Source organism: Pedobacter sp. G11 (genome assembly GCF_003860265.1).
In the GTDB taxonomy this organism is placed as follows: Bacteria; Bacteroidota; Bacteroidia; order Sphingobacteriales; family Sphingobacteriaceae; genus Pedobacter; species Pedobacter agri.
Map to the genome: position 1 here is coordinate 447,429 of NZ_CP034190.1, position 19,834 is coordinate 467,262.

General features: G+C 38.4%; 18 protein-coding genes. 6 read left to right on the forward strand and 12 right to left on the reverse strand.

The window, feature by feature from the left end; translation table 11 throughout:
* Nucleotides 1–321: 321 nt before the first annotated feature.
* From EA772_RS01900 to EA772_RS01925, 6 genes are all read right to left on the reverse strand, one after another.
* Nucleotides 322–924 (reverse strand): hypothetical protein, encoded by a 603-nt coding sequence (locus EA772_RS01900; protein ID WP_124910994.1) that lies wholly within the window; start codon nt 922–924, stop codon nt 322–324.
* A gap of 239 nt (nt 925–1,163) precedes the next feature.
* On the reverse strand, nt 1,164–1,667 hold the full coding sequence (locus EA772_RS01905; protein WP_124910995.1) for a hypothetical protein: 504 nt from the start codon (nt 1,665–1,667) through the stop codon (nt 1,164–1,166).
* 29 nt (nt 1,668–1,696) lie between these two features.
* Nucleotides 1,697–2,335: a hypothetical protein gene (locus tag EA772_RS01910; protein WP_124910996.1), complete on the reverse strand. Its 639-nt coding sequence runs from the start codon at nt 2,333–2,335 to the stop codon at nt 1,697–1,699.
* A gap of 1 nt (nt 2,336) precedes the next feature.
* Complete coding sequence (locus tag EA772_RS01915) at nt 2,337–3,977, reverse strand: adenylosuccinate synthetase (protein WP_124910997.1); 1,641 nt, start codon at nt 3,975–3,977, stop codon at nt 2,337–2,339.
* Nucleotides 3,959–5,584, reverse strand: a complete 1,626-nt coding sequence (locus EA772_RS01920) for an ImmA/IrrE family metallo-endopeptidase (protein ID WP_124910998.1) — start codon at nt 5,582–5,584, stop codon at nt 3,959–3,961. The genes EA772_RS01915 and EA772_RS01920 overlap by 19 nt, the downstream gene beginning before the upstream one ends.
* Nucleotides 5,581–6,168 carry a hypothetical protein gene (locus EA772_RS01925; protein WP_124910999.1) on the reverse strand — a complete coding sequence of 196 codons (588 nt, stop codon included), beginning with the start codon at nt 6,166–6,168 and terminating at the stop codon, nt 5,581–5,583. The genes EA772_RS01920 and EA772_RS01925 overlap by 4 nt, the downstream gene beginning before the upstream one ends.
* A 104-nt stretch (nt 6,169–6,272) precedes the next feature.
* Between EA772_RS01925 and EA772_RS01930 the strand changes: the two genes are divergently transcribed.
* The 4 genes from EA772_RS01930 to EA772_RS22430 all read left to right on the forward strand — a co-directional run bounded on the left by EA772_RS01930 (nt 6,273) and on the right by EA772_RS22430 (nt 8,895).
* Nucleotides 6,273–6,968 carry a multiubiquitin domain-containing protein gene (locus EA772_RS01930; RefSeq protein ID WP_124911000.1) on the forward strand — a complete coding sequence of 232 codons (696 nt, stop codon included), beginning with the start codon at nt 6,273–6,275 and terminating at the stop codon, nt 6,966–6,968.
* The gene (locus EA772_RS01935; RefSeq protein WP_124911001.1) at nt 6,943–8,121 is read left to right on the forward strand and encodes a ThiF family adenylyltransferase; all 1,179 of its coding nucleotides are present in this window, start codon (nt 6,943–6,945) and stop codon (nt 8,119–8,121) included. The genes EA772_RS01930 and EA772_RS01935 overlap by 26 nt, the downstream gene beginning before the upstream one ends.
* Complete coding sequence (locus tag EA772_RS01940; protein ID WP_246834023.1) at nt 8,108–8,557, forward strand: DUF6527 family protein; 450 nt, start codon at nt 8,108–8,110, stop codon at nt 8,555–8,557. The genes EA772_RS01935 and EA772_RS01940 overlap by 14 nt, the downstream gene beginning before the upstream one ends.
* A gap of 230 nt (nt 8,558–8,787) precedes the next feature.
* A complete protein-coding gene (locus EA772_RS22430; RefSeq protein WP_371683167.1) occupies nt 8,788–8,895 on the forward strand; it encodes a hypothetical protein in 108 nt (35 codons plus the stop codon).
* A gap of 330 nt (nt 8,896–9,225) precedes the next feature.
* Here EA772_RS22430 and EA772_RS01950 read toward each other — a convergent pair whose 3' ends face one another.
* Nucleotides 9,226–10,344: a WYL domain-containing protein gene (locus EA772_RS01950; protein WP_124911003.1), complete on the reverse strand. Its 1,119-nt coding sequence runs from the start codon at nt 10,342–10,344 to the stop codon at nt 9,226–9,228.
* 696 nt (nt 10,345–11,040) lie between these two features.
* Here EA772_RS01950 and EA772_RS01955 point away from each other — a divergent pair.
* Nucleotides 11,041–12,327, forward strand: coding sequence for a reverse transcriptase domain-containing protein (locus EA772_RS01955; protein WP_168187469.1), 1,287 nt, complete (start codon nt 11,041–11,043; stop codon nt 12,325–12,327).
* Nucleotides 12,328–12,819: 492 nt separating this feature from the next.
* Here the strand turns inward: EA772_RS01955 and EA772_RS01960 are convergent, their stop codons facing one another.
* The 3 genes from EA772_RS01960 to EA772_RS01965 all read right to left on the reverse strand — a co-directional run bounded on the left by EA772_RS01960 (nt 12,820) and on the right by EA772_RS01965 (nt 15,278).
* Nucleotides 12,820–13,797, reverse strand: a complete 978-nt coding sequence (locus tag EA772_RS01960; protein WP_124911005.1) for a site-specific integrase — start codon at nt 13,795–13,797, stop codon at nt 12,820–12,822.
* Nucleotides 13,761–13,976 carry a hypothetical protein gene (locus tag EA772_RS21985; RefSeq protein ID WP_168187470.1) on the reverse strand — a complete coding sequence of 72 codons (216 nt, stop codon included), beginning with the start codon at nt 13,974–13,976 and terminating at the stop codon, nt 13,761–13,763. The genes EA772_RS01960 and EA772_RS21985 overlap by 37 nt, the downstream gene beginning before the upstream one ends.
* Before the next feature lie 723 nt (nt 13,977–14,699).
* Nucleotides 14,700–15,278, reverse strand: a complete 579-nt coding sequence (locus tag EA772_RS01965) for a hypothetical protein (protein ID WP_124911006.1) — start codon at nt 15,276–15,278, stop codon at nt 14,700–14,702.
* A 700-nt stretch (nt 15,279–15,978) separates the two neighbouring features.
* On the opposite strand from EA772_RS01965, the gene EA772_RS01970 reads away from it, so the two are divergent.
* Nucleotides 15,979–17,349 carry a hypothetical protein gene (locus EA772_RS01970; protein ID WP_124911007.1) on the forward strand — a complete coding sequence of 457 codons (1,371 nt, stop codon included), beginning with the start codon at nt 15,979–15,981 and terminating at the stop codon, nt 17,347–17,349.
* Between the two features lie 609 nt (nt 17,350–17,958).
* Here the strand turns inward: EA772_RS01970 and EA772_RS01975 are convergent.
* Together EA772_RS01975 and EA772_RS01980 are read right to left on the reverse strand one after the other, a co-directional pair.
* On the reverse strand, nt 17,959–18,828 hold the full coding sequence (locus EA772_RS01975) for a PorP/SprF family type IX secretion system membrane protein (protein WP_124911008.1): 870 nt from the start codon (nt 18,826–18,828) through the stop codon (nt 17,959–17,961).
* Between the two features lie 5 nt (nt 18,829–18,833).
* On the reverse strand, nt 18,834–19,834 hold a 1,001-nt coding region (locus tag EA772_RS01980; protein WP_168187471.1), incomplete at its 5' end, for an MBG domain-containing protein.

Here is a 19,834-nt window from a genome sequence, read left to right on the forward strand (position 1 = left end):
CGAATTTGTGGGTATTTACTTTATTGGTGCACCGAGAAACTTGGCTTTTCGATTACACTTTCCGGTAAGGGGATATTAGCAATTGTCTTTCGCAGATTCAGTCTTAATTCCCGGTAATAGACAGGTGAGCCAGGCTTGGGCCTTGGTCTTGGGGCAAATGCTTTTTTAGGTCTAATCATAATCAAAGATTTAAAAAGCAAAAGTGATGGGATAAGAAACAGGAGAATGGTACTCCTTAACGTAATATCGTTATTTTATAACGATACCTAGTGTAATGAATCAGTCCATCGATTTTTTTAGATATAGAAAAATACGGCTAGCTTAAAATAGGGTTAACTGTACTGAGGATGTCTGCAATCTGTCGATGTCCTTAAGCGTTGCAGCAATTATCTTTTGGTTATGGTTGGTAGTGTCTTTATCCCCAACCTTGGCTACCATCATCTTTTTTAGTCTGGTCGTTGCATCTTTAAGTGCTTCCTCCCTATTGGCAAAGGTTTGATCATATACGCAAATTCCAGAAGAAGATCCCGCGGTACCATATGAACATGATAGTCCATAAGTCCAAATTTGATTCGGCCCGTGCCCTAATGTGATTGTGCTGTAGTTACCATATCTACTTTTATCAGGAAGTCCAAACGACAATTCTTCTATATCCTGAAATGTCGGTCGACTCAACCAGTCATATTCATCAAATTCAATGTTGTCAAAACCAAACCTTAAACCCATGCGGTAAGCATGAACATTGAAGAGAATTTTTCTTAAGGTATTGCCAAACTGAGCAAACCATTCAATTGAGGTGCTATCCTTTTGACCAATTGCGGATGAGATTTCTTCAACTAACAATCTTTCGTATCCGATTAAATTGTAATTCTCTACATGGTAGGTTAGTGTTTCTTTTGTAAGTAGGCAGATATTTGTTTCCATAACAATAAAAATTAGTTTTTTAATGCAAGAAATCATAGCTGGCAAATACCCGTCAAAGGCAACCGACCAGGTTGTTTATATACCCTTGCGGGTAAAAAATTGCCAGTTATATTTTAGCATTGAGAAAAAACTAATTGATTTTGATTACGACACTTTATGCTTACAATTTGACAAAGCTAGGATAGTGATTCTGCATAAAGTAGATTTCATTATATAAAAAACTGTTGGATATAATGTTGCTAGTATTTCCCAGCCAATTGTAAAGCTTGGTTATAGCACTTATTTATAGTAAGTGCATCATGCGCCATTTGTAGCATTACCTTATCTATTTTTTCAGGAGTTAACGTTTCGGTGTCAAACACACGGTCTCCATCGGCATATTTTAATTTTGGATTCGATCTCCAAATTTCTTCGCTATCGTCAACTCGATGAATTTCTATATAAGCAGAATGTAAAAGTAAATTCCTATACTTTCGATGTCCATGAAGAGAAGCGATAGTTTCTTTAAATGAAGTTATTTTTTTCTCCTTATCCGTAATTTCAGAAACTTTTAAAAAACGAATATATAACGTCTCAATTTTATTCAGCAATTGAACATTGGTATCATCCCTAAGTTCTTTCGGGGGCCAACTATTTCTTTTAGGGTCAATAATTAACCACCCGATTTCTCTAAGCCGATGCTCAAGCCATTGAAAGGAGACGACGAATTCTCCAATTTTCTGATATATTAGACTGGTATCCAATTAAAAATATTTATGTCAATTTGATGCTGCTAAAATCCTTTAGGAATTACCTCAACAAATACTCCATCAGGCGTGAGCCCGCGAGCGATTGCAAAATCAAAATTACACTCATTTTCAAAAGTTACTTCTGCAACTTCCCTTAAAGGAAGCAAAAAGTTTTCCGCTGACAAAAAAGAATTTTTTCCTCTTTCAGGTGGCTTTCCGCCCAAGTAAGAGTTCGCTCTTGTTGCACCAGAGTTCAATCGACAAAATTTTACGTGAGGATTGGCTTCGATTGTTTCCCTTGTAGGAAATCTAAAGATAACGGGGTTTTCTAATGCATATCTATTGTAATGCCTACGAAGCCTATCCAATGTAGGCCACATAAATACTCTGTCATTTAAATAGTAAAGAAAATCCGGCATCTTCCATCCATCGGTCAAACATTTTTCCAAAGCCTTTTGGGATATCGGCCGCTGATCTCTTAAGAAATAGGACTTTTCTCCAACTTTAATTTCTTGATGCCCCACCCTTCGTTGACGATTGACATTATCACTGTGATCACCAGACATGTAAATTATCTGATTAGCGCTATATAATTTTTTCTCGGCCAATATACTTTCTGCATTTTGCGCATTAGTTAAATGGTACAAATATGGTCGTTGCTGTATAAATCTTTCTAAATCCATTTTATTTCCAGTTTCTTCTGTCAATTACTGCTCTATAGTCAAAGGTTGTTCCAATCAGAGAAACCTTTACGCCGGAGCATCTTTCTATCTCCTCTACGAAACGCCTAGTCTCGTCCGTGAGGTTTTCATATCTTCTCGCATTTTCATTTTTCGTTGAAATATAGTCCGTGAAGGTAAGGGCTATGTCGGTTGGCGAGTTAAGTTCACAAGCTTTTCTAAATAAAGACCAACTGAATTCAGCTATCCGACGATTTTTTCTAGTTGTTGTTGTTATTTCTTTTTTCACTAGTTCATCGGCGTCTTTCCCAGAACGGTCGGCAACTGTTTTCATGTCAATTTCCTTACTTATAAATGGACCGGAAGTACCGCCAACTCGAATTGGATATGTACGAGTTACCATAATAATTTTCCTCACTCTACTTGGTGATATGCCTGCCTCTGATAGGCAGCCAGAAACTGATGTGTCACGTGATGTAACGTGCGGATATAGCCCATGGTGAAGGCTCAAGCCTGTTCCCTGGGTTCCCTCAAGAAGTATTTTTTTACCATCCCTATATAGTAACTCTAGTTCTTCAGATGTGTTTCCAAGGTAGCCCCTTAATTCTTTAAGATAATGTTTAGCTTTGTGCCTATCATCTCCGTACAACCTTGAAACGATATTTGCAGCTGTCGCTATGCCTACTCCTTGTGCAGTAGAACTGATTTTCTCTTTTATCTCATTTTCTGCATCTATATCAGCCTGAGAGATTATTATAGCATTTTCATCGATAACTAGTCTTCCAAATTCGACGTTAAATGTTCTGATCTCCTGCAATATCTTATCAAGGTTTAAAACAGCACCAGGTCCGATTAGCAACTTCGAGTGTGGAGCCCGATAGGTTCCAGATGGAAGTAGGTGAAAGACATGATTTGTTGGTTTTTCAAACACGGTATGACCAGCGTTTGGTCCACCAACACGCATCAGACAATCATAGTCAGGCGATATATGCGCTGCAATCTGACCTTTTCCTTCAGATCCGAATTGTCCGCCGACGATAACATCAACCAACTCGTTTTTTAAGGGAGGCAGTAATTTGAAAAAACTTGCAACCCTTATAAATACATCTTCATCGTTACAGCGGTCAGTATCAATAACAAGATCGGCTTCTTCTCTTAATTTCGGTACTTGTTTTTCGGTTTCATCAGCTTTGTAACGTTTATATTTCTCCGCCTGTTTAGCTTCCGGCATTTCTTTAATTTCACCACGCTCGAAAAACCTTTGTTCGAGGGTTTTTGCATTTGCTTCTAGATGAATATGAAATACGAAATAACTATAAGCCTCCCTAATATGCTTGATCTGGTTTACAATTCTAGCTGAATCTATTACGTACAAGCTGTTGGTATCAAAATCACTTCCGTAAAGATGCTGAAAATATTCAAGCACCCATTTTCCGTCACCTTGTACATCAAGTTCAGTTCCATATTTTTGCAAAAAATCCCTATCAGGTTCATTGTCCTTTAATTTTTTCCTCGCAAAATAATTAAGACCATCTCTGGTTTTACAAGTCTTGAAACCAAATCTCGTTTCCAGTTTTTCAGTCAATGTACTTTTACCTGTACTAATTTCTCCAGTTAGAACTAGGATTACTTTTTTTTCTCCCATGTAGAGCTTTCGTTGAGTAGCGTTAAATTTGATTTTCTTTTGGGGTTGAAAGATGTACCTTGAAATAGATAGATATTTACCTTAATTTCGTAGTTGACAAGTTCGTCATGGATCATTCCTATGATTACTTCCCAGTCACCCCCTGCCTGACCTGCTCCAATCGCCGGCATGTGTACTGAAAAATTATTCTCTAGTGCGAATTCTCTCAATTGAACAAGACATTTTTGCAACTCCTTATATCTTAATGGTATTTCATCGCCTTTAGCAAACAGGCCTTTTTGAGCCAACATCTGGAATACATAAGTGTCTTTATCCACTTCTACAATATTAGTGCTACCAAGGACAAACTTCGATTTATCTGCACTCCATTCCTTAAGTCTTTGTTTAACAGAAGGGTAATTTTTAGCCAAGGAATATCCAAAACCGCGTCCTAAAGAAGCGCTTGTATTAACGACCTGAGCGATAACTTTTTTTCCCGAGCCTCTAGGTTTTGTAGCGTCACCGAATTCTAGTACTATTTTTCCATAATCAGCATCATGACGTGCATACTCCGCTGGCATGATAAGAATTCCGACTCTTGGCTTGGTGTCTCTTTTATATGGAGAAATCCCAGCAGAGCTCACTAGATACTGTTCACCGAGAAAAATATCCCAATAGGTTGTTTCTTCAGCTGTCCATCCCGGAGATGTGCATTCATATGCGTTGGAGCCCGTTGGTATTTCAAAATTTTCGGGAATATCCAAAGAAAAGAATCTTGAAGATTTATAGTAATCTACCATAATCTTACCATCATCCTGAAATATACCAATCAAAATTGCGCATGGTTGATCAATGACTTCAGTATATCTCATGAAAACAGATTCCAATGAAGCCTTATACTTTTTTGCCAACTCAATTAAACCCTTCATCGAAGCAGGAGAATTATTCGCGTCATTCGAAAATATCGCATAAGGTAATTGGATTTCTGATGCTGCTGCATTGCACAATTGTTCAAGCTGTCTGTTTTCCATAGGATTCTCCTCCCTATTTCTGGTGGCCTTTGCGCAGTCTGAAAACAAAGTGTGTGCAATTTCATGTGCAACACTAAAATTCACTCTTGTAGGTATTTGAAATGGATTATACTGGATTTGGAAATTGTTGCCAGATTTAGGTACAATCTTGGCGTCAAGGACAGAATCATTAGGGGTAACGTCTATCCCCATAATTTCGGCCAGCTTAATTGGACTATATGGTGGGCCTTCCCAACCCTTTTCAAATCCCTTTAATACGAGTTCGCGCGCACGAGCTTTTATTTCATCATATGGATCGTTATTATTTGATTCTTTAATTAGTAATAATACCGATTCGTGAGACCAATTCTTTTTAAAGCTTTTTTGAGATGATATGGCTGGAATTTTCTTGCTTTGAGATTGTCGATTATCCGATAAGTTCAAACGACTCGTAATTTCTCTAATACGCTTCATCCCCTCAGTTACGATATCATCAACTTTATATCCCTCATCCATCAAGTATTCTTTTGCATTTTCAGCCGAAGAACTGTTGTGTTCAATTTTGGCTAAAACCAACCTAATAAAATCTTCTCGGTTAAACATTGTTTCCTTGCTCATATCTGTTGCCTTAAATCGTATTTTTTCGCCGTTTTTTTAAGCACAGTTTTTAATCTTTTCATTCCATTATCGAACGCATTAGCATCCATATTATATTCCATTAATATTTCCCTTCTTAAAAGCCCATTTTGGCAATGTGCTTCAAATATCTTCTTTACAATTTCATCACTTTTTATCTCTTCCTTGATGTCATTAAGAATTTTATCGTGATCAATTTGTTGGTCAAAGTACGCATCAACATAGGGCAAAAGGGCCTCCATGATATTCAGTTCGTCGCCATCTTCATCATTGTTAATGAAGTCTAAATCACTCGTAGTCTTATTCTCGGCCTTATTAACATCATTTGATACTAATGAACGGATAATATGCACTTTTAAATATCCAACCAGACTTCTTTTGGCAGGGTCGTATTTGTAGGGTTCGCTTAAAAACTTCTCAATTGCTGCAGAAACATAGTCATGAACTTGTTTGCCCTCCAAAAAAGAGTCGATTTTCCCTTTTCTAAACCAAGTGTTTGCCTTCAGGAGCGAATCCGTATAAGCAAATAACTGTAAGTATAATTCATCCCAATTAATTGTATCCATCGATTGCGTTAACTTTTAGATCAACCTCACATTACCTTATGCTACTAATGTAACTTTTTTTTCCGTCGACGGCAAAAAATAGTTTTTGGCAAGCATAAGTAATTATGGATGATTTAAGAAATGTACAGACACAGCCAGGCTGTGAGCGCATGTTATCTTTCAGTGTGGAAGATAAACCTTATGAAACTGACCAGCAGTATTTAACTGGGTTAGAAATTAAAAGATTGGCGGGGCTCGCAAAAAGTTCCGTATTATTCCTCACCGTAAGAGAGCCGTGGAAAGATGAACTCATTTCGGACGATACGAGAGTTGATCTTGCCAGGCCCGGAATAGAAGGGTTTTATATCAAGAAAAAACTCGATTTTGTTGTCAATGGCAAGAAATTTAGTTCTGAAAAGCAGTACTTAACTGGAGATGAAATCAAGAAAATTGCAGCCATTGGAGAGGATGACGAAATATTTTTGATGATAGCTGGACCTTATGAAGACGAATTAATATTGAATAATGTTCGAATAAATCTCGCCAGACCTGGCATCGAAAAATTTTTTTCCAAAGAAAAATCTAGCGATTTTAACATAATTGTAAATGCCCGTGAAAAGGTATGGAATGCCAAAGAAATATCTTTCGAGCAAGTCGTCGAGTTAGCGTTTGGAACCTATAAAAATGATCCAAATGTAGGTTATACGGTCACGTATTCTAGGGGTTGGGATCCAAAACCAGAAGGCACCATGGTGAAAGGTTCAAATGTTCGTGTTAAAAATAAAATGATCTTCGATGTCACAGCAACTGATAAATCATAGCCCTGACCTTAAGCGTCTTAGAGACGAGGGTTATGAGATCGAGGTAAACGGTGGACATTTACTTGTCCACCACATACCATTCCTAGATCATAATACGCAACTGAGATTCGGAAGTTTGGTAAGTACCTTAAGTTTAAGTAATGACGAAAAAACAACGACTCCCGACAACCATGTAATCAGCTTCATTGGAGAAAATCCATGTGATATGAATGGTGTTGCCATTTCTGCGATTCAGCATGATAATACTAGGAGACCATTAAATGGTGACATCATTGTAGATAGATCATTCTCTAATAAACCTTTGAGCGGTTATCCAAATTACTACGAAAAGGTTAAACGTTATGCCGATATTATTTCAGCACCTGCAAAATTTTTGTTTAGTGAAGTGACCGAAAAGACGTTCGAAGTGATTCCTGATAATGATAATCAAACGGTATTTCAATATATAGATACTAATTCCAGCCGTGCTAACATTGAAATTATTAATTCAAAACTCGGGGGGCAACGGATCGCGATTATCGGTTTGGGAGGAACAGGCGCTTACATCCTAGACCAGGTTGCAAAAACACCAGTGGCAGAAATCAACCTTTTCGATGGTGATTGTTTTGATCAGCATAATGCGTTCCGTTCTCCTGGAGCTGTTTCCGTTGATGAGTTGAGATCTAATCCAAGAAAAGTTGGGTATTTCAAGGAAATATACTCGAATATGCACCGCTTTATTGTTGAGCATGATTATTACGTCACCAAAGAGAATATCTTAGAACTTGCAAGAATGGATTACGTATTTGTGTGCGTTGATAGAAATCCTGTGAGGAAATTGATTACAGACTATCTATCAGAAATAGGTGTATCATTTTCTGATGTTGGCCTTGGTGTAAATATTGTGGATGATAAATTAACGGGCGCTGTTAGGGTAACTTCATCTACGAAAGCAAAAAAAGACCATCTACCTCTCAGGATATTTTCAGGCGAAGCCGACAACAACGATTATTCTACTAATATCCAAATTGCAGAACTCAATGCTCTAAATGCAGTTCTAGCCATCTTGAAATGGAAAAAACAAAGTGGCTTCTATGTTGATCTAGAGAATGAGTTTCACAGTTCTTATTCAATCGGGGTTTCTAAAATTTTCAACGAAGATGTTGCAGTTTAAGTTTGTCGAATTCATTCCAGAGAAGATAGAAAAAGGTGTGCTCTATATTTCGACTACCTTTTGCACAGCCATTCACAAATGTGTGTGTGGCTGCGGCAACGAAGTTGTGACGCCTCTATCTCCAACTGATTGGGAATTGACATTTGATGGAAAGTCTGTGTCACTTTATCCGTCAATTGGCAATTGGAGTTTTGAGTGCGAGTCTCATTATTTTATCACGAAGAATAGAATAGAGTGGTCAAATAAATGGAGTAAGGAACAGGTTCTGCGTGGTAGAAATTACTCAATTAAATTAAAAGAAGAATTTTCTGAGAATCAGGTGGTCGAAAAGGTTATCGTTCATAAAGAAATATCTAAGAATGAGAAGGGTTTTAACCTGAAATCTATCGCTTTATTCTTCAGAAGATTTTTTAAAACTAAAAGAAGGCATCATTAAAAATGAATAAATCAGTGTAAAAGTTAATAAAAGTGCTATTACTGGAAGATTTGTATCGAATGCACAAGTTAAGCGTATTACGATAACTACATATGTTTAAACAGGTAGGAGAAAAGTAAATAATGGGAAAAAATCAACATGCTGTACAGCATAATGAAAATTGGGCTATATGCATGGATGGTAACGAGAAGGTTACCAAAACAGCGGAAATGTAATCGCAATCTATAGAGATAGCTAGGAATATCGCCAAAAATCTAGGTTCAGAAATGTTCATTCATCGACCATATGGTCACAGTCGTGAAAGAAATTCTTACGGTGATGATTCCACAAGAAGATAACTTATGAAATCAATTGCAATTGAGCCGTAACAAAATAATTGTTACGGCTTTTTTATAGTGGTATTATGTGTAATTTAATAATAAGAAAATCCAAATTGATAAATTAAAAAAAGGCGATATGCTATGGAGCGATAAAAATCTTAATACTAATGGCAGACCTGCTCATTATACGATCTATATTAGGCCTTATGATGACTACCATTTCTTGGGAGCGGTGATAACGCATTCCCCAAATTATGGTAATATTGCTTTTGAGGAAAAGCATTTCAAAAAAGCTAATGACGAAGGTATGCTGATAGACAGCGCTTCCCCTATGTTGCATCCTTAACTTCAGCTAAATAGTCTGAGGGTTTTGGCTTCGAAAATATTGGCTAACCTGAAATGCCGTTCTGCATCTCTTAAGTGGCAATATCCAACAAGGAACTCCACATCAGTACGACCATCTCCGGCCTCATCTTCCCCCATGTAGATATGGTAGTCACTGACTGTACGGGTAGTGATGTTATCGTGCTGATCAATGTATCTTATCCAGAGATAACGTTCCGGGAGCTCGCTGACTGCTTGTCTGATCAGCTTTTCCGCAGTCAATGTAATTTTCATGGTACTCACGCCCCTAATAGTTTTTTTCTTGAAAACTGGTGCTGTCTTTTTATACGCTGAAGGGATGATTTTGAATCCGCCGAGCTCGGTGAATGGAATGCTGGTATTGGTTTGTGAGACCAGATCAAAGCAATCAAGGTGATAATAGCCACTTCGGTTCGAAATCTGATTTGGACGGATCAGGCGGTTCTCCAGTTTTAAATAACTTTTTTTATTTATGGCTTTCTTAACTTTTCCGATGATGTCATCGGAGATTTTAGGAATCAGCATCAGGGCGTCAAGGGCAATCCAGGATTCTGAAAATTTCTCCGACGCAGCATTGAACCACTTACATTTAGCAATTCTCTTTGGATAAACTTTGCGTTCGCGCAAGTGTTTAACGGTCTTGGAATCTTTCTCTGCGTCGAAGTCTCGCAATTCGATCACCTGCATGACCGGACTGATAAAACTGAGCAACGCTGTTGCCTTGTTGGTTTTCATCACCGTGCTGCGCTGGGTTTCAGTATTCAGGAAGCTGCGCTGTTTGCCTAGCTCATAGAGCTGTGTGGATAGAGCGACCAGGTCGTTCAGCTGAATAGGCTGTTCTGGTGGATCTAGGGGTATAATGGCCTTTAGTTCATTTTCCTGGAAGTAGCTGTCTTTCAAAAGGTTGTCCTTCGATGAAAACCAGAGACATTTGTACCCGGGAAAAGTGATTTCCCTTTCTGCGGCTTCGGGTAGAAAGATTTCAATGACGATCATTAAGGGCGGTATCATGAGATACTCCCCGCTGATGGTAATCTTGTTAGTGACCGTAGTAAATGGGTGCGTCGAGAGGGTGACAATTTCGCCGATAGAGAATTTAGACATTTTTGATTAATATTTTAACCAAATATAATATCTTTAGGCGGGACTTTGGACAAAGGATAGGATCAGCATTTGGTTTGGACCGAAATTACTTTGTGCGAAACAGTGCACGAAGGCTGTAAATTAGCATGACTGCCCTTATAAATAGGTACGGTGTCAGACACCGTATACTGCTTATAAGTATTAAGCTCTCCCATAGTGAAATCATTCACTGTGTGGAATGCTGTAGTCAGCCAGTATACAAATATAGCAATTATTCTGATGTTTCTCAATAGTGTTTTCATTGTTGATAATATTTGGATGTAATGATTAGCTTTATTATCAGGACTTTATGCGTGACTCAAGAATTTGGGTAACGGTCTCCCCCTCTTTAGGAAGTATGCAATCTATCATCCGATACGCAAGCGGTCCAGGGTCCCAATTTTGATGGAACAGAAACGAAAAAAAACTTGGTTGAAACACAGGGGATATTTACACATCACCGATCACATAGACGTGAATTCGCGACGTGATGAGATACTCGCGAAAGTGAAAAACACAGCGTTCGTCGAACGGCATGCTTTTTTTCCGCTGATTCATACCAACGTTAAGTTGAGAAGGTATAAAAAGGCAGAAGGTTCGCATAAGCGTAAACACTCTTATAATGGGAAGACACATGCAAAACTCAGGCCTTTACATTACGCCACGCATATCGATTCGATGATTTTTGGATATTATTCCGAATTCCTGCAGAATCTTTATTTGACCGAACTTGAGCGCACCGCTGGATTGGCCGCCTGCATTACTGCCTATCGGAGAATTTTGCACCCCAGTCGCTTGAATACCTCAATGAATACGGTTCACTTTGCGCACGAGGTGTTCCAGGAAGTCAGCAGTCGTGCGTCTCAGGAATGCTGGGTATTGAAATTCGATGTTGATAGCTTTTTCAGTTCAATGGATCATCGGGTCCTGAAACAATCCTGGGCAACTTTATTACAGAAAACAACATTGCCGGATGATCATTACAATGTATTCAAAGCAGCAACGAAGTTTTCGTTTATTCTAAAAGATGATTTACGTATCCGTCAATCCCGGTTTAAGCGCCGCGAAGGGTTTGATGAGAAACTGCTGAGTGAAAACCGCAAACAAGGAACAAATGCATTTTTCCACAATCCTAAGGCCTTCCGCAAACGATTGGCTGAAAAAACACTGAGGATCTATAAAAACACCTTTCGCAATGACGAAGATGAGATGATAGGCATTCCGCAGGGACTTCCGATAAGTGCAACCCTTGCAAATATTTACCTCTTGGAGTTTGATAAATTGATGTTTGAAGAGGTCGTGATTAACCGAAAAGGTTTTTACAGGAGATACTCGGATGATATTATAGTGATTTGTGGCAGTGCTGACAAAGAATTTCTCATCGATTTTGTCTCCAAGGCATTAAAGGAGGTTAGCAAAGTCAATGCAAGTATAGAAAAAACTGAGCAATATTTCTTTAAGTTGGACGAGGCAAGTGGGAAACCACTTAGTCATGTTTTTAGAAATGGTTCACTCGTTAAAAATATTCCATTAACTTACCTTGGTTTTGAATTTTATGGTCATAAAACTCTGATCAAATCGGCTAATCTTTCCAAGTTTTATCGCCGGATGATTGATTCGGTGAAGAGCCGCACAAAACGGGCGGTATTGTCAGCAAAAAATAATCCAGGCTTGAGTATGGCGATTTACAAACGCAGGCTTTTTCGCTTGTATACCAACGTGAATTTGGATAAAAAGTTATCTAACAGGCGATTCAGAACACTGGTCCCGGGGAGATATGGTTATTCTGTAGTGCAGACAACTTCGAAAAAGAAGAAATTTGCTAGCAACTATTTCAGTTATGTCAACCGCGCAGCTCAGGATATGGAAGATGATTCGATACGAAAACAGATCAGAAGGCATCGGACGATTTTCAACCAAGCTATTGTCAAGCATTTGAAAAAGGCCCTTGAAAAGTACACCTAAGTATTAAAAAAACATCTTGATACAAATTCATTTCCTATCGTCTAATTTCCATTGGAAATTCCAACCAATGATCGGCTGAGTAATATGATTAATTAATGATTGTTCAAAAAACCTCCCGAACTACGAAAAAGAAACATTTTTAGAACATAATATTTCTAACCTTTTTTTGGAATCTTGGGAGTTCTTTCTCCAACTTATTAGAAAGGTGTTCAAATGATTTCCCCTGCACTGTAGGGATTGGGATCGGCTTCTTCAAAAACTCTAGGTATCCCTAGAGTAAGGGAGATTATTTTTGTGTATGGTCTATAATTTTATATTATTAAATGAAGATGAATATTATGACAAGTAAAGATAAGTCTCCAAATCTAGAAGTTAGCAATCAAGAACTGTTCGATGTTATCTCAGATCTAGTTAGAAAGGTCAATGATATCCATCGTTTACACTTTTCAGAAGAACAATTAAGAAAGCGTAAAAATCAAAAACAAAAGTTTCTTACGGAGATCTTGACAAGCTCTGTAAGAAAGCGTAAGTAACGTTAAATGGCTGGAATTGCTTTATCAGTCTTACCAATTTCAGCAGTTCTTTCAGATAAGTTTCCGTTTCCGAAAGACTGCCATGCCTATTGGCCGAACAAATTTCTGCAAGGTTCCATCCTGCCTGGAACTTCCTCACGTTAGACAGATGTTTGAAAGAATAGAGTGTATAGTTTTTGTCCAACAAACCTGTTGCCTCCAAACATTTCTTGAATCTGTTATAGGCATAATTTTCTGAGCACATACTTCGTGAGATAAATGTTTGGGCAGAACCGAGCAGAAAATATTCTTTGTTGAATTTCTCTATCTGTAGTTTATCCAGTTCAACTCTTAGGCTCACATCAATATTTACTGGGATTGATTTTTTATTCTTCGACACGGTACCAGGGACCGTAATCGTATTTTCCTCCAGATCGATATATTTTAATTGTAAGAATCTGAGTTCTTTTGGGCGGATACAGGTGTAATAAATCATCCGCACAAATAGCTGACAATATTTATCATGATTATCAAGCCAGTCCATGATAACCCTAAAATCAAGTTCTGTAAAAACCTGATGGGACTGAGTCGGCATTTTTTTCCGCGTCTCACAATCAGTTACAGGGTTCTCCAGAATATATTTATTGACCTTTAAATAACGAAAGAAATTATTGAGCCCGATCCTGCAATTATTATAAGTTACCCCAGCCCACTTTTCCTCCCTCTCCTTGAAATTAAGAAAATCGGTTATCTCAAAATCACCAATAGTATTCACTTTTTTATTTCCACCATAATATTTGATAAACGAATTGACTGTTGAACGGTAAGTACTGATTGATTTTGGCCTGGTTCCTTTAGCTTTGTGATAGGATTCAAAAAGAACCAATGCTTCATTAAGGTCGATGCCAATGAGTTCCTTTTTCAGTCGAGCATTGGCATGCTCATCAAGGGGTTCCAACCACCTTCGAGGGCAATTCGGTAAGCTTCACACAGATTATTAAAGTTTTTAAGCTTTTGCCTTGGGTCTTTAATCCGGTTGAGCTTCCGGGTAACCCTGATACGCTCCATCCGTTCTTCTGCTGCATTATGGAAAAAGAACTCCACGTACCAACTTTGCTTAGCCACTTCTTTTTCCATGCTACTTCCTACAGGAACCCTCGTTATGCTCCTTCCCTTTACGACGCGGGGGACAGTATATGGTAGCTCAGGAATCTCCATGAGGTCAAAATTAGGGCCACGAGGGGTTCTTCCCTGGAACTTACGTTCGGAATACCCAATGTTTTTTTCTTTTTCTTCAGAAGAATTTTGATTTTTTCGCCGTGCCGGACAGGGTGAATTTTTGGCTCCCGATTCGTTTAGTGGCAGACTTGTGTCAGAGTTACGAGGCAGAATTTAATCTAAGTTATTGGTTTTCAATAACTTATATGAGACTGTGGAGCATATCGGATTTGGTATACCGTTTACAATCTTCATTCAGATTTGTAAATAGTTATCCTACGTACCCAATACATAATGATCTGCGGATATTAAATTCCTAATGAGAGATCGTGGCGCAAACAATCTTTTGGATGGTTCACTAGCCGATACACCCTATTTTTTTCATCCCTACCAACCCTATTTAGGAGGTGCTTTTCTGATAATTGATATCAAAGCTTACATTTGTGAGAGACCCATATTGTGGAACTGAAAATAGAAAGAACACGATCAAGTGCGCACGTAAGCATGATGAGCGCATTTATTATTGAAGATGTCAAGCAAAAATGCATTGCTGAAAGGTTTATTCTAAGAAGCAACATATGGCTTGAATCCTAAAATAAGTGCGAAACTGGAGGATATAGTCGACACAATAAAGGCTGTCAGTTATTGCGTGAAATAATGATCTATATTTACCAGCTGATAATGAATGGACAGGCTGGCCACTTTACGGTCCCTTTCAAAAATTGGACTGGTGATGATGATACTATTACCGCCTTGGGGATTCAATCTGGCAGAATCTGTTGAGAGGAAGTTGATGTTATAAAAAGTGGAATACAGATGTCCGATCTCCGACTTTTTACTTGAAGCTATGATTACTCCGTAGTTATCGATTACGGATGCCTCCTGAAAATTTCGCATGGTCGCAAGTTGATTAAGATAGGTGTTTACAGCCTTCTTATCCCCTTTCAAAACTTCAGTACGGATTGCCCAAACCAACGGCTTGCTAAATACCAACAATTGGCTTTTTAAAGTAGTATCCAACCTAGCAGAAATTGTTCTTTTATATAGCTGACTTTGCCTTTGACTCTTCTCAATAATGGCTTTCCGCTCGATTGATTTCGATACCCAAAGCGAAAGAATGATTAGAATACTCACAGCGAGTGAAATCAAAAAGGTTTTGATGGAGATGGTAGATTCTGTTATACTTTGCGTTTTACTATGTCTATCTGCTGAGGTGGCCATTCATGTAATCTTTATTTTTTCTACAATGTCGAAAACGGTGATTTTGTTTTTCACCTCATTAGAAGAAATTAAACAGACGCGTATGTTTGCAGAAAATAGGTGTACACTTACAGCATATATTACTGAGAAACCTTTATGATTACATACCAAAAGCGAGATCCATATGCTTCATTCCATTTGAAAAATAACTTTCTTTAACCGGCGGATTCATTAATATGTTACACAAATTTAAATGGCAGTGATTTGGTGCGCAATTCAGAAATCATAAAAACAACCCATCGTAAATAACATATCAGAATCTAGTTTTTAAATAGTCAAATATATGTTCAGAACCAGCAGTATAATAAATGTAAAACTGCGTTAACGCAAAAATGCTAATTTGATAGGGTTGCATAATCAGGTTGAATTAGGGATCGTGGCTTTTTGATCTTGAAAAATTAAACTTTTCCGTGGTAAAAAATAGACCAGCTCTTTTGATGCATTTCAATCAAGGATGTCAAAATTGCAATGTATTTGAAAGCTACTAGACGGCAATCCATTAACTCCATTTTGTGATCTTTACTGTTTTTGATTTTTATTTTTTTTTATATTAGGGATTTGATAGAAAAGGAATCCATGGTTAACGCTCATTCCGCTAGGAATAATAATATCCAGGATGATTTTTTACTTCATTGCCTTATAAACAATTTAATATATAGCTATGTCCACATTATTTAAACCTACGCCTACTGATTATGAACGCCTGATTCTATCCGGCAACGATTTTTTTCCGCACCCTACACCTTCACCAAAATCAAGTTGGGAATCCAAAGCAAGAACAGTAGTCATCTCATTGGCATCCAAAGCACCCTATATCGGAGGTGCAATTAGTTATGTAATCAAAAGTTTCTGGCAGGAAGCTAAAGCCGATATCTGGGCTCAGGTTAGTGAAAATGTTTCCAAAATGGTTGACCTAAAAATTCTTGAATTCGAGATCACCCGTGATGGAAGCGAGTTGATGGCTATCAAAAGTGATATGGTATCCTATGTTGTAGCTAAAAACAAATCTGAACAGGCCATGCAACTCAATACACTTATTAGTAGGTGCACGGAAATGTATTTCAAGCTAATCAAATCCAATAACAAAGAGAAACTTATACCATTTACAGTTACGTTTTCATTGGTACATCTTGCTATACTCAAAGAACGAGTGGATTCTGGAGAGGCCCTTTATGGTGAATTTGATGAAGCTTGGGTAATTGATTTGCAGCGGCAGATTGAAAACTACCAGTCATTTTTTACTGAGCAAATCCCGGCTTTGATTGAATGGCGATCCTCAAAAATTATTTACGAAAGCGTCACCACAGGTAAATTGATAAAGGATACTGATATCGAAGTGAACGACACTTTTGCGAAGAGATCGTTCAAAAAGAGCTATAGATTTGTAGATGGTAAAGATTATCGAAAGGACGAGTTGATGAAAATCAAAGAAGGATGGATGTCTTTTTGGATAGCAGATTTTGCGCAGTCTTATGCTTCGTTTTTTTATACTAACCGCCTTTTGCCTGGTTTAGAATCTGCACCACCAGCTATCGATCCGGCTTTCAACAGAATAACCATAGGACCGTTTTCACCGGGAAGCGAAAATGAATTACGTCCGTTGCGACCGGCAAACGAAAGTCAGCCCAGCGGGAAGATTAAAGAGATAGTATATAACTTCGGGGACAGTCTAGACAGTTTCCAGGTAAATTTTGAAAGTCATGATGGTCAGAGAGCCACTAAAATTGGTGGCGATAAGACAAAAACGATTAAAGTTGATCCTGACAAGGAGCTTGTTGCCTTGCGGTTTTACTATTTACAGCCTTATAGCAGTTTAGCACCATTAAAGTCAATCAATTTTGTTTACAGCGACGGAAGTGAGAGTGAAACTGCAATGTCGAAGGATAAGCAACTTTTCAAGTATCAGGAAATTAAAATACCAGCAAATTATGAAATCACCAATTTAAGATCTGCAAGGGATGGTAGTGAACGCTTTTCATATTGGTTCTGGCTTGAACTGACCTTTAAATCCGTAGACAATATAGGATCCTGAACTTAATTAGTAACCTTACAGTCAGTGGTAAAAGGAACTGACTATAAGGTCACAACAAAACTAATTACATTTTTATGATCGGTGCTAGCATTATCTTCTTATCTGTAAGCAACCTTTCATTTGCGTTAGTTGATTTCGATAAATCAAAGTTTAACTAATTAAGAATAGCAATTTTTCAGCTCATCAAGCAGTTACAACATGCCCTCCAACATCTTTCTTTCAAATTTCTTGAAATCGTAATCTTTCATGACTCTCATTCTCAACGGATCATCAGAAAACGCAGTTGCTGGTTTATAAAATTGTTCATGTAATGATTCTGACGAAAATTGTGAATCATGAAAAAACATGAAATTTTATTTTTTGTCGGAAATTTTTACAAGCAAGTGCATTAATGAGACTTCACTAACAACGCGTAAACAACTTCTCGTCTGGAATAGTAATTTAATACTGCATAAGAAGATGTAAATACCAGAATCTATCTTTTAAAACAAACATAAAAAACCTATTAGCCGGTAGGTAAAATCTAGTCAGATTGATCATTTACGTATGTTGTAGGGCAATTGAAGGACTGTATCATGAAACTGAATTGATACAGTCCTTTAATATTATCTACCAGTTAATTCCAAGGTTAATCTCGAAACTACCGGCGGTGAATCCGCTCAGCGCACCCGTTTGGGTTGTATAAGAAGTGTTAATGGTGTATTTTTTTTTGTAATGCATCCCAACCCCAAAACTTGCCGCCCGGCTGGTATGGTAAATGGCTGTCAAAAGTAATTGTTCATTTGCCAGCGCAAGCTGCCCACCAATATCAAAGATCCCGGAAAGTTCCTGGAAAGACCTGTATGCAACCTTTGGTTGAAACTGGTTTTCGCCTAGATCAAATTGATAGCCAACAGCAGCATACAAGACCGGCGAATTGATCAGCCTGAAATTGTCTCGCTTAAAATAATTCTTTAGATTCACCATTGCAAAATCCAGGTTTAGTCTGTTACTGGTCATCCCCACACCAAAATCACCATCAAAATAAGTCCGGTGATCTGTATTGTACATGCCCACCTGGGTATCATTCGGATTTCCAATCAGATCCTGCATGTCAATCCGCTGGTTGATAAAACCAGCGGAAAGACCAAAATGCAATTTTGTTTCTTCACCTAATGGCAAATGGTAGGCATATGAGGCCAAGACTCTTGTCTGCCTCTGCAAACCCGCCTTGTCAAGATTCAAGTTTAAGCCAATACCTACACGCTCCCAGCCATAAGTTGCACTTAAGTTCTGCATGACCGGTGCACCTGGAACACTATTCCATTGTGAGCGGAAGGCTAAATCTGCCGCTGCTCCTTTTTTGACGCCTGCCATAGCCGGGTTGGCCAGATAGGTATTATGGAAGTACTGGTTCATTAGCGGACTGGTTTGAGCATTCACCTTCGTCATCCCGACCAGTGCGGCCAGTATAAATAATTTATTTTTTATGCTTTTCATAATGATTAACGGTTTCTGATAATGGTAATAAATCCCTTTTGAACAAGTTTGTCCGGCCCATAAGTAATCACATAATAATAAGTGCCCTCTGCCAAATCGCTTCCTCGAACGGTTCCTGCCCAGGCATTATCATAACCTTTCTTGTTATATAACTCTCTTCCATTCCGATCAAAGATCCTTACCTCATTGTTTGGATACATGTCGATATTCTGAACTATCCATGTATCGTTTACCCCATCACCATTTGGCGTCAGGATATTATTGGCGATTAGCTTATAATCTTCAGCCACTTTGATGGTGATGGATCTGGTTGCCGTGCAACCCCCTGTACCCGTAACCTCTACCGTATAGGTAGTGGTCTGCGAAGGACGGACAGTCAACACAGCGGTGTTCTGACCAGATAGGATTCCATTTGCTGCTGACCACCTGTAGGTTGTCCCACCCGTTGCTGTCAATACCGCTGTTTCTCCTTTACTGAGTTCAGTTCCTTTGCTGCTGTTTACATTTGCATTTGGTAAAGCATTAATCAAGAGCGATCCATTAACATACACGAAACGGTAGTTTCCTGAAACTGCATTAGCAGGAATAAGTGTATAAGTGCCTGGGATGTTCCTATCTGCATTGGTGTTAACGCTTGCTTTCGTGCTTAATGCATTCTCAGTATCCCCTAATTTAAAGCCACTATAAATCACACTAAAATTTGGGAAGCCATCTGACTGACACATCACCGCATTATTCGCTGTAACGGTAATGGTGGCCGAACTTATAATTAAGTTAGCCGGAATGTAATTAATAAGGTAATTACCATTTAAAGCCAGTGTTCCCTTATTGATCGCATAGGTACCCACATTCTCGCCAGGTACTCTCACCAGTGATCCCGAGAAAGTATCACCTGTGGCCAGTGCCGGAGCAAAGGTATAGGTCAAAGCAGGATCAGCATCACCAAAGGTTTTGCCTTTCGCTGCCGCTGTTACCGTAATGGTTTTCGCTACAATTGTTAAGTCAG

Excerpts from the sequence above, each read along its gene's own strand:
- EA772_RS01970 (WP_124911007.1), top strand. The coding sequence starts at position 15,979 with ATGTCCACATTATTTAAACCTACGCCTACTGATTATGAACGCCTGATT.
- EA772_RS01955 (WP_168187469.1), top strand. The coding sequence starts at position 11,041 with ATGATTTTTGGATATTATTCCGAATTCCTGCAGAATCTTTATTTGACC.
- EA772_RS01910 (WP_124910996.1), bottom strand. The coding sequence starts at position 2,335 with ATGGATTTAGAAAGATTTATACAGCAACGACCATATTTGTACCATTTA.
- EA772_RS01930 (WP_124911000.1), top strand. The coding sequence starts at position 6,273 with ATGGATGATTTAAGAAATGTACAGACACAGCCAGGCTGTGAGCGCATG.
- EA772_RS01950 (WP_124911003.1), bottom strand. The coding sequence starts at position 10,344 with ATGTCTAAATTCTCTATCGGCGAAATTGTCACCCTCTCGACGCACCCA.
- EA772_RS01975 (WP_124911008.1), bottom strand. The coding sequence starts at position 18,828 with ATGAAAAGCATAAAAAATAAATTATTTATACTGGCCGCACTGGTCGGG.
- EA772_RS01900 (WP_124910994.1), bottom strand. The coding sequence starts at position 924 with ATGGAAACAAATATCTGCCTACTTACAAAAGAAACACTAACCTACCAT.
- EA772_RS01915 (WP_124910997.1), bottom strand. The coding sequence starts at position 3,977 with ATGGGAGAAAAAAAAGTAATCCTAGTTCTAACTGGAGAAATTAGTACA.
- EA772_RS01925 (WP_124910999.1), bottom strand. The coding sequence starts at position 6,168 with ATGGATACAATTAATTGGGATGAATTATACTTACAGTTATTTGCTTAT.
- EA772_RS21985 (WP_168187470.1), bottom strand. The coding sequence starts at position 13,976 with ATGGAAAAAGAAGTGGCTAAGCAAAGTTGGTACGTGGAGTTCTTTTTC.
- EA772_RS01935 (WP_124911001.1), top strand. The coding sequence starts at position 6,943 with ATGTCACAGCAACTGATAAATCATAGCCCTGACCTTAAGCGTCTTAGA.
- EA772_RS01920 (WP_124910998.1), bottom strand. The coding sequence starts at position 5,584 with ATGAGCAAGGAAACAATGTTTAACCGAGAAGATTTTATTAGGTTGGTT.
- EA772_RS01940 (WP_246834023.1), top strand. The coding sequence starts at position 8,108 with ATGTTGCAGTTTAAGTTTGTCGAATTCATTCCAGAGAAGATAGAAAAA.
- EA772_RS01965 (WP_124911006.1), bottom strand. The coding sequence starts at position 15,278 with ATGGCCACCTCAGCAGATAGACATAGTAAAACGCAAAGTATAACAGAA.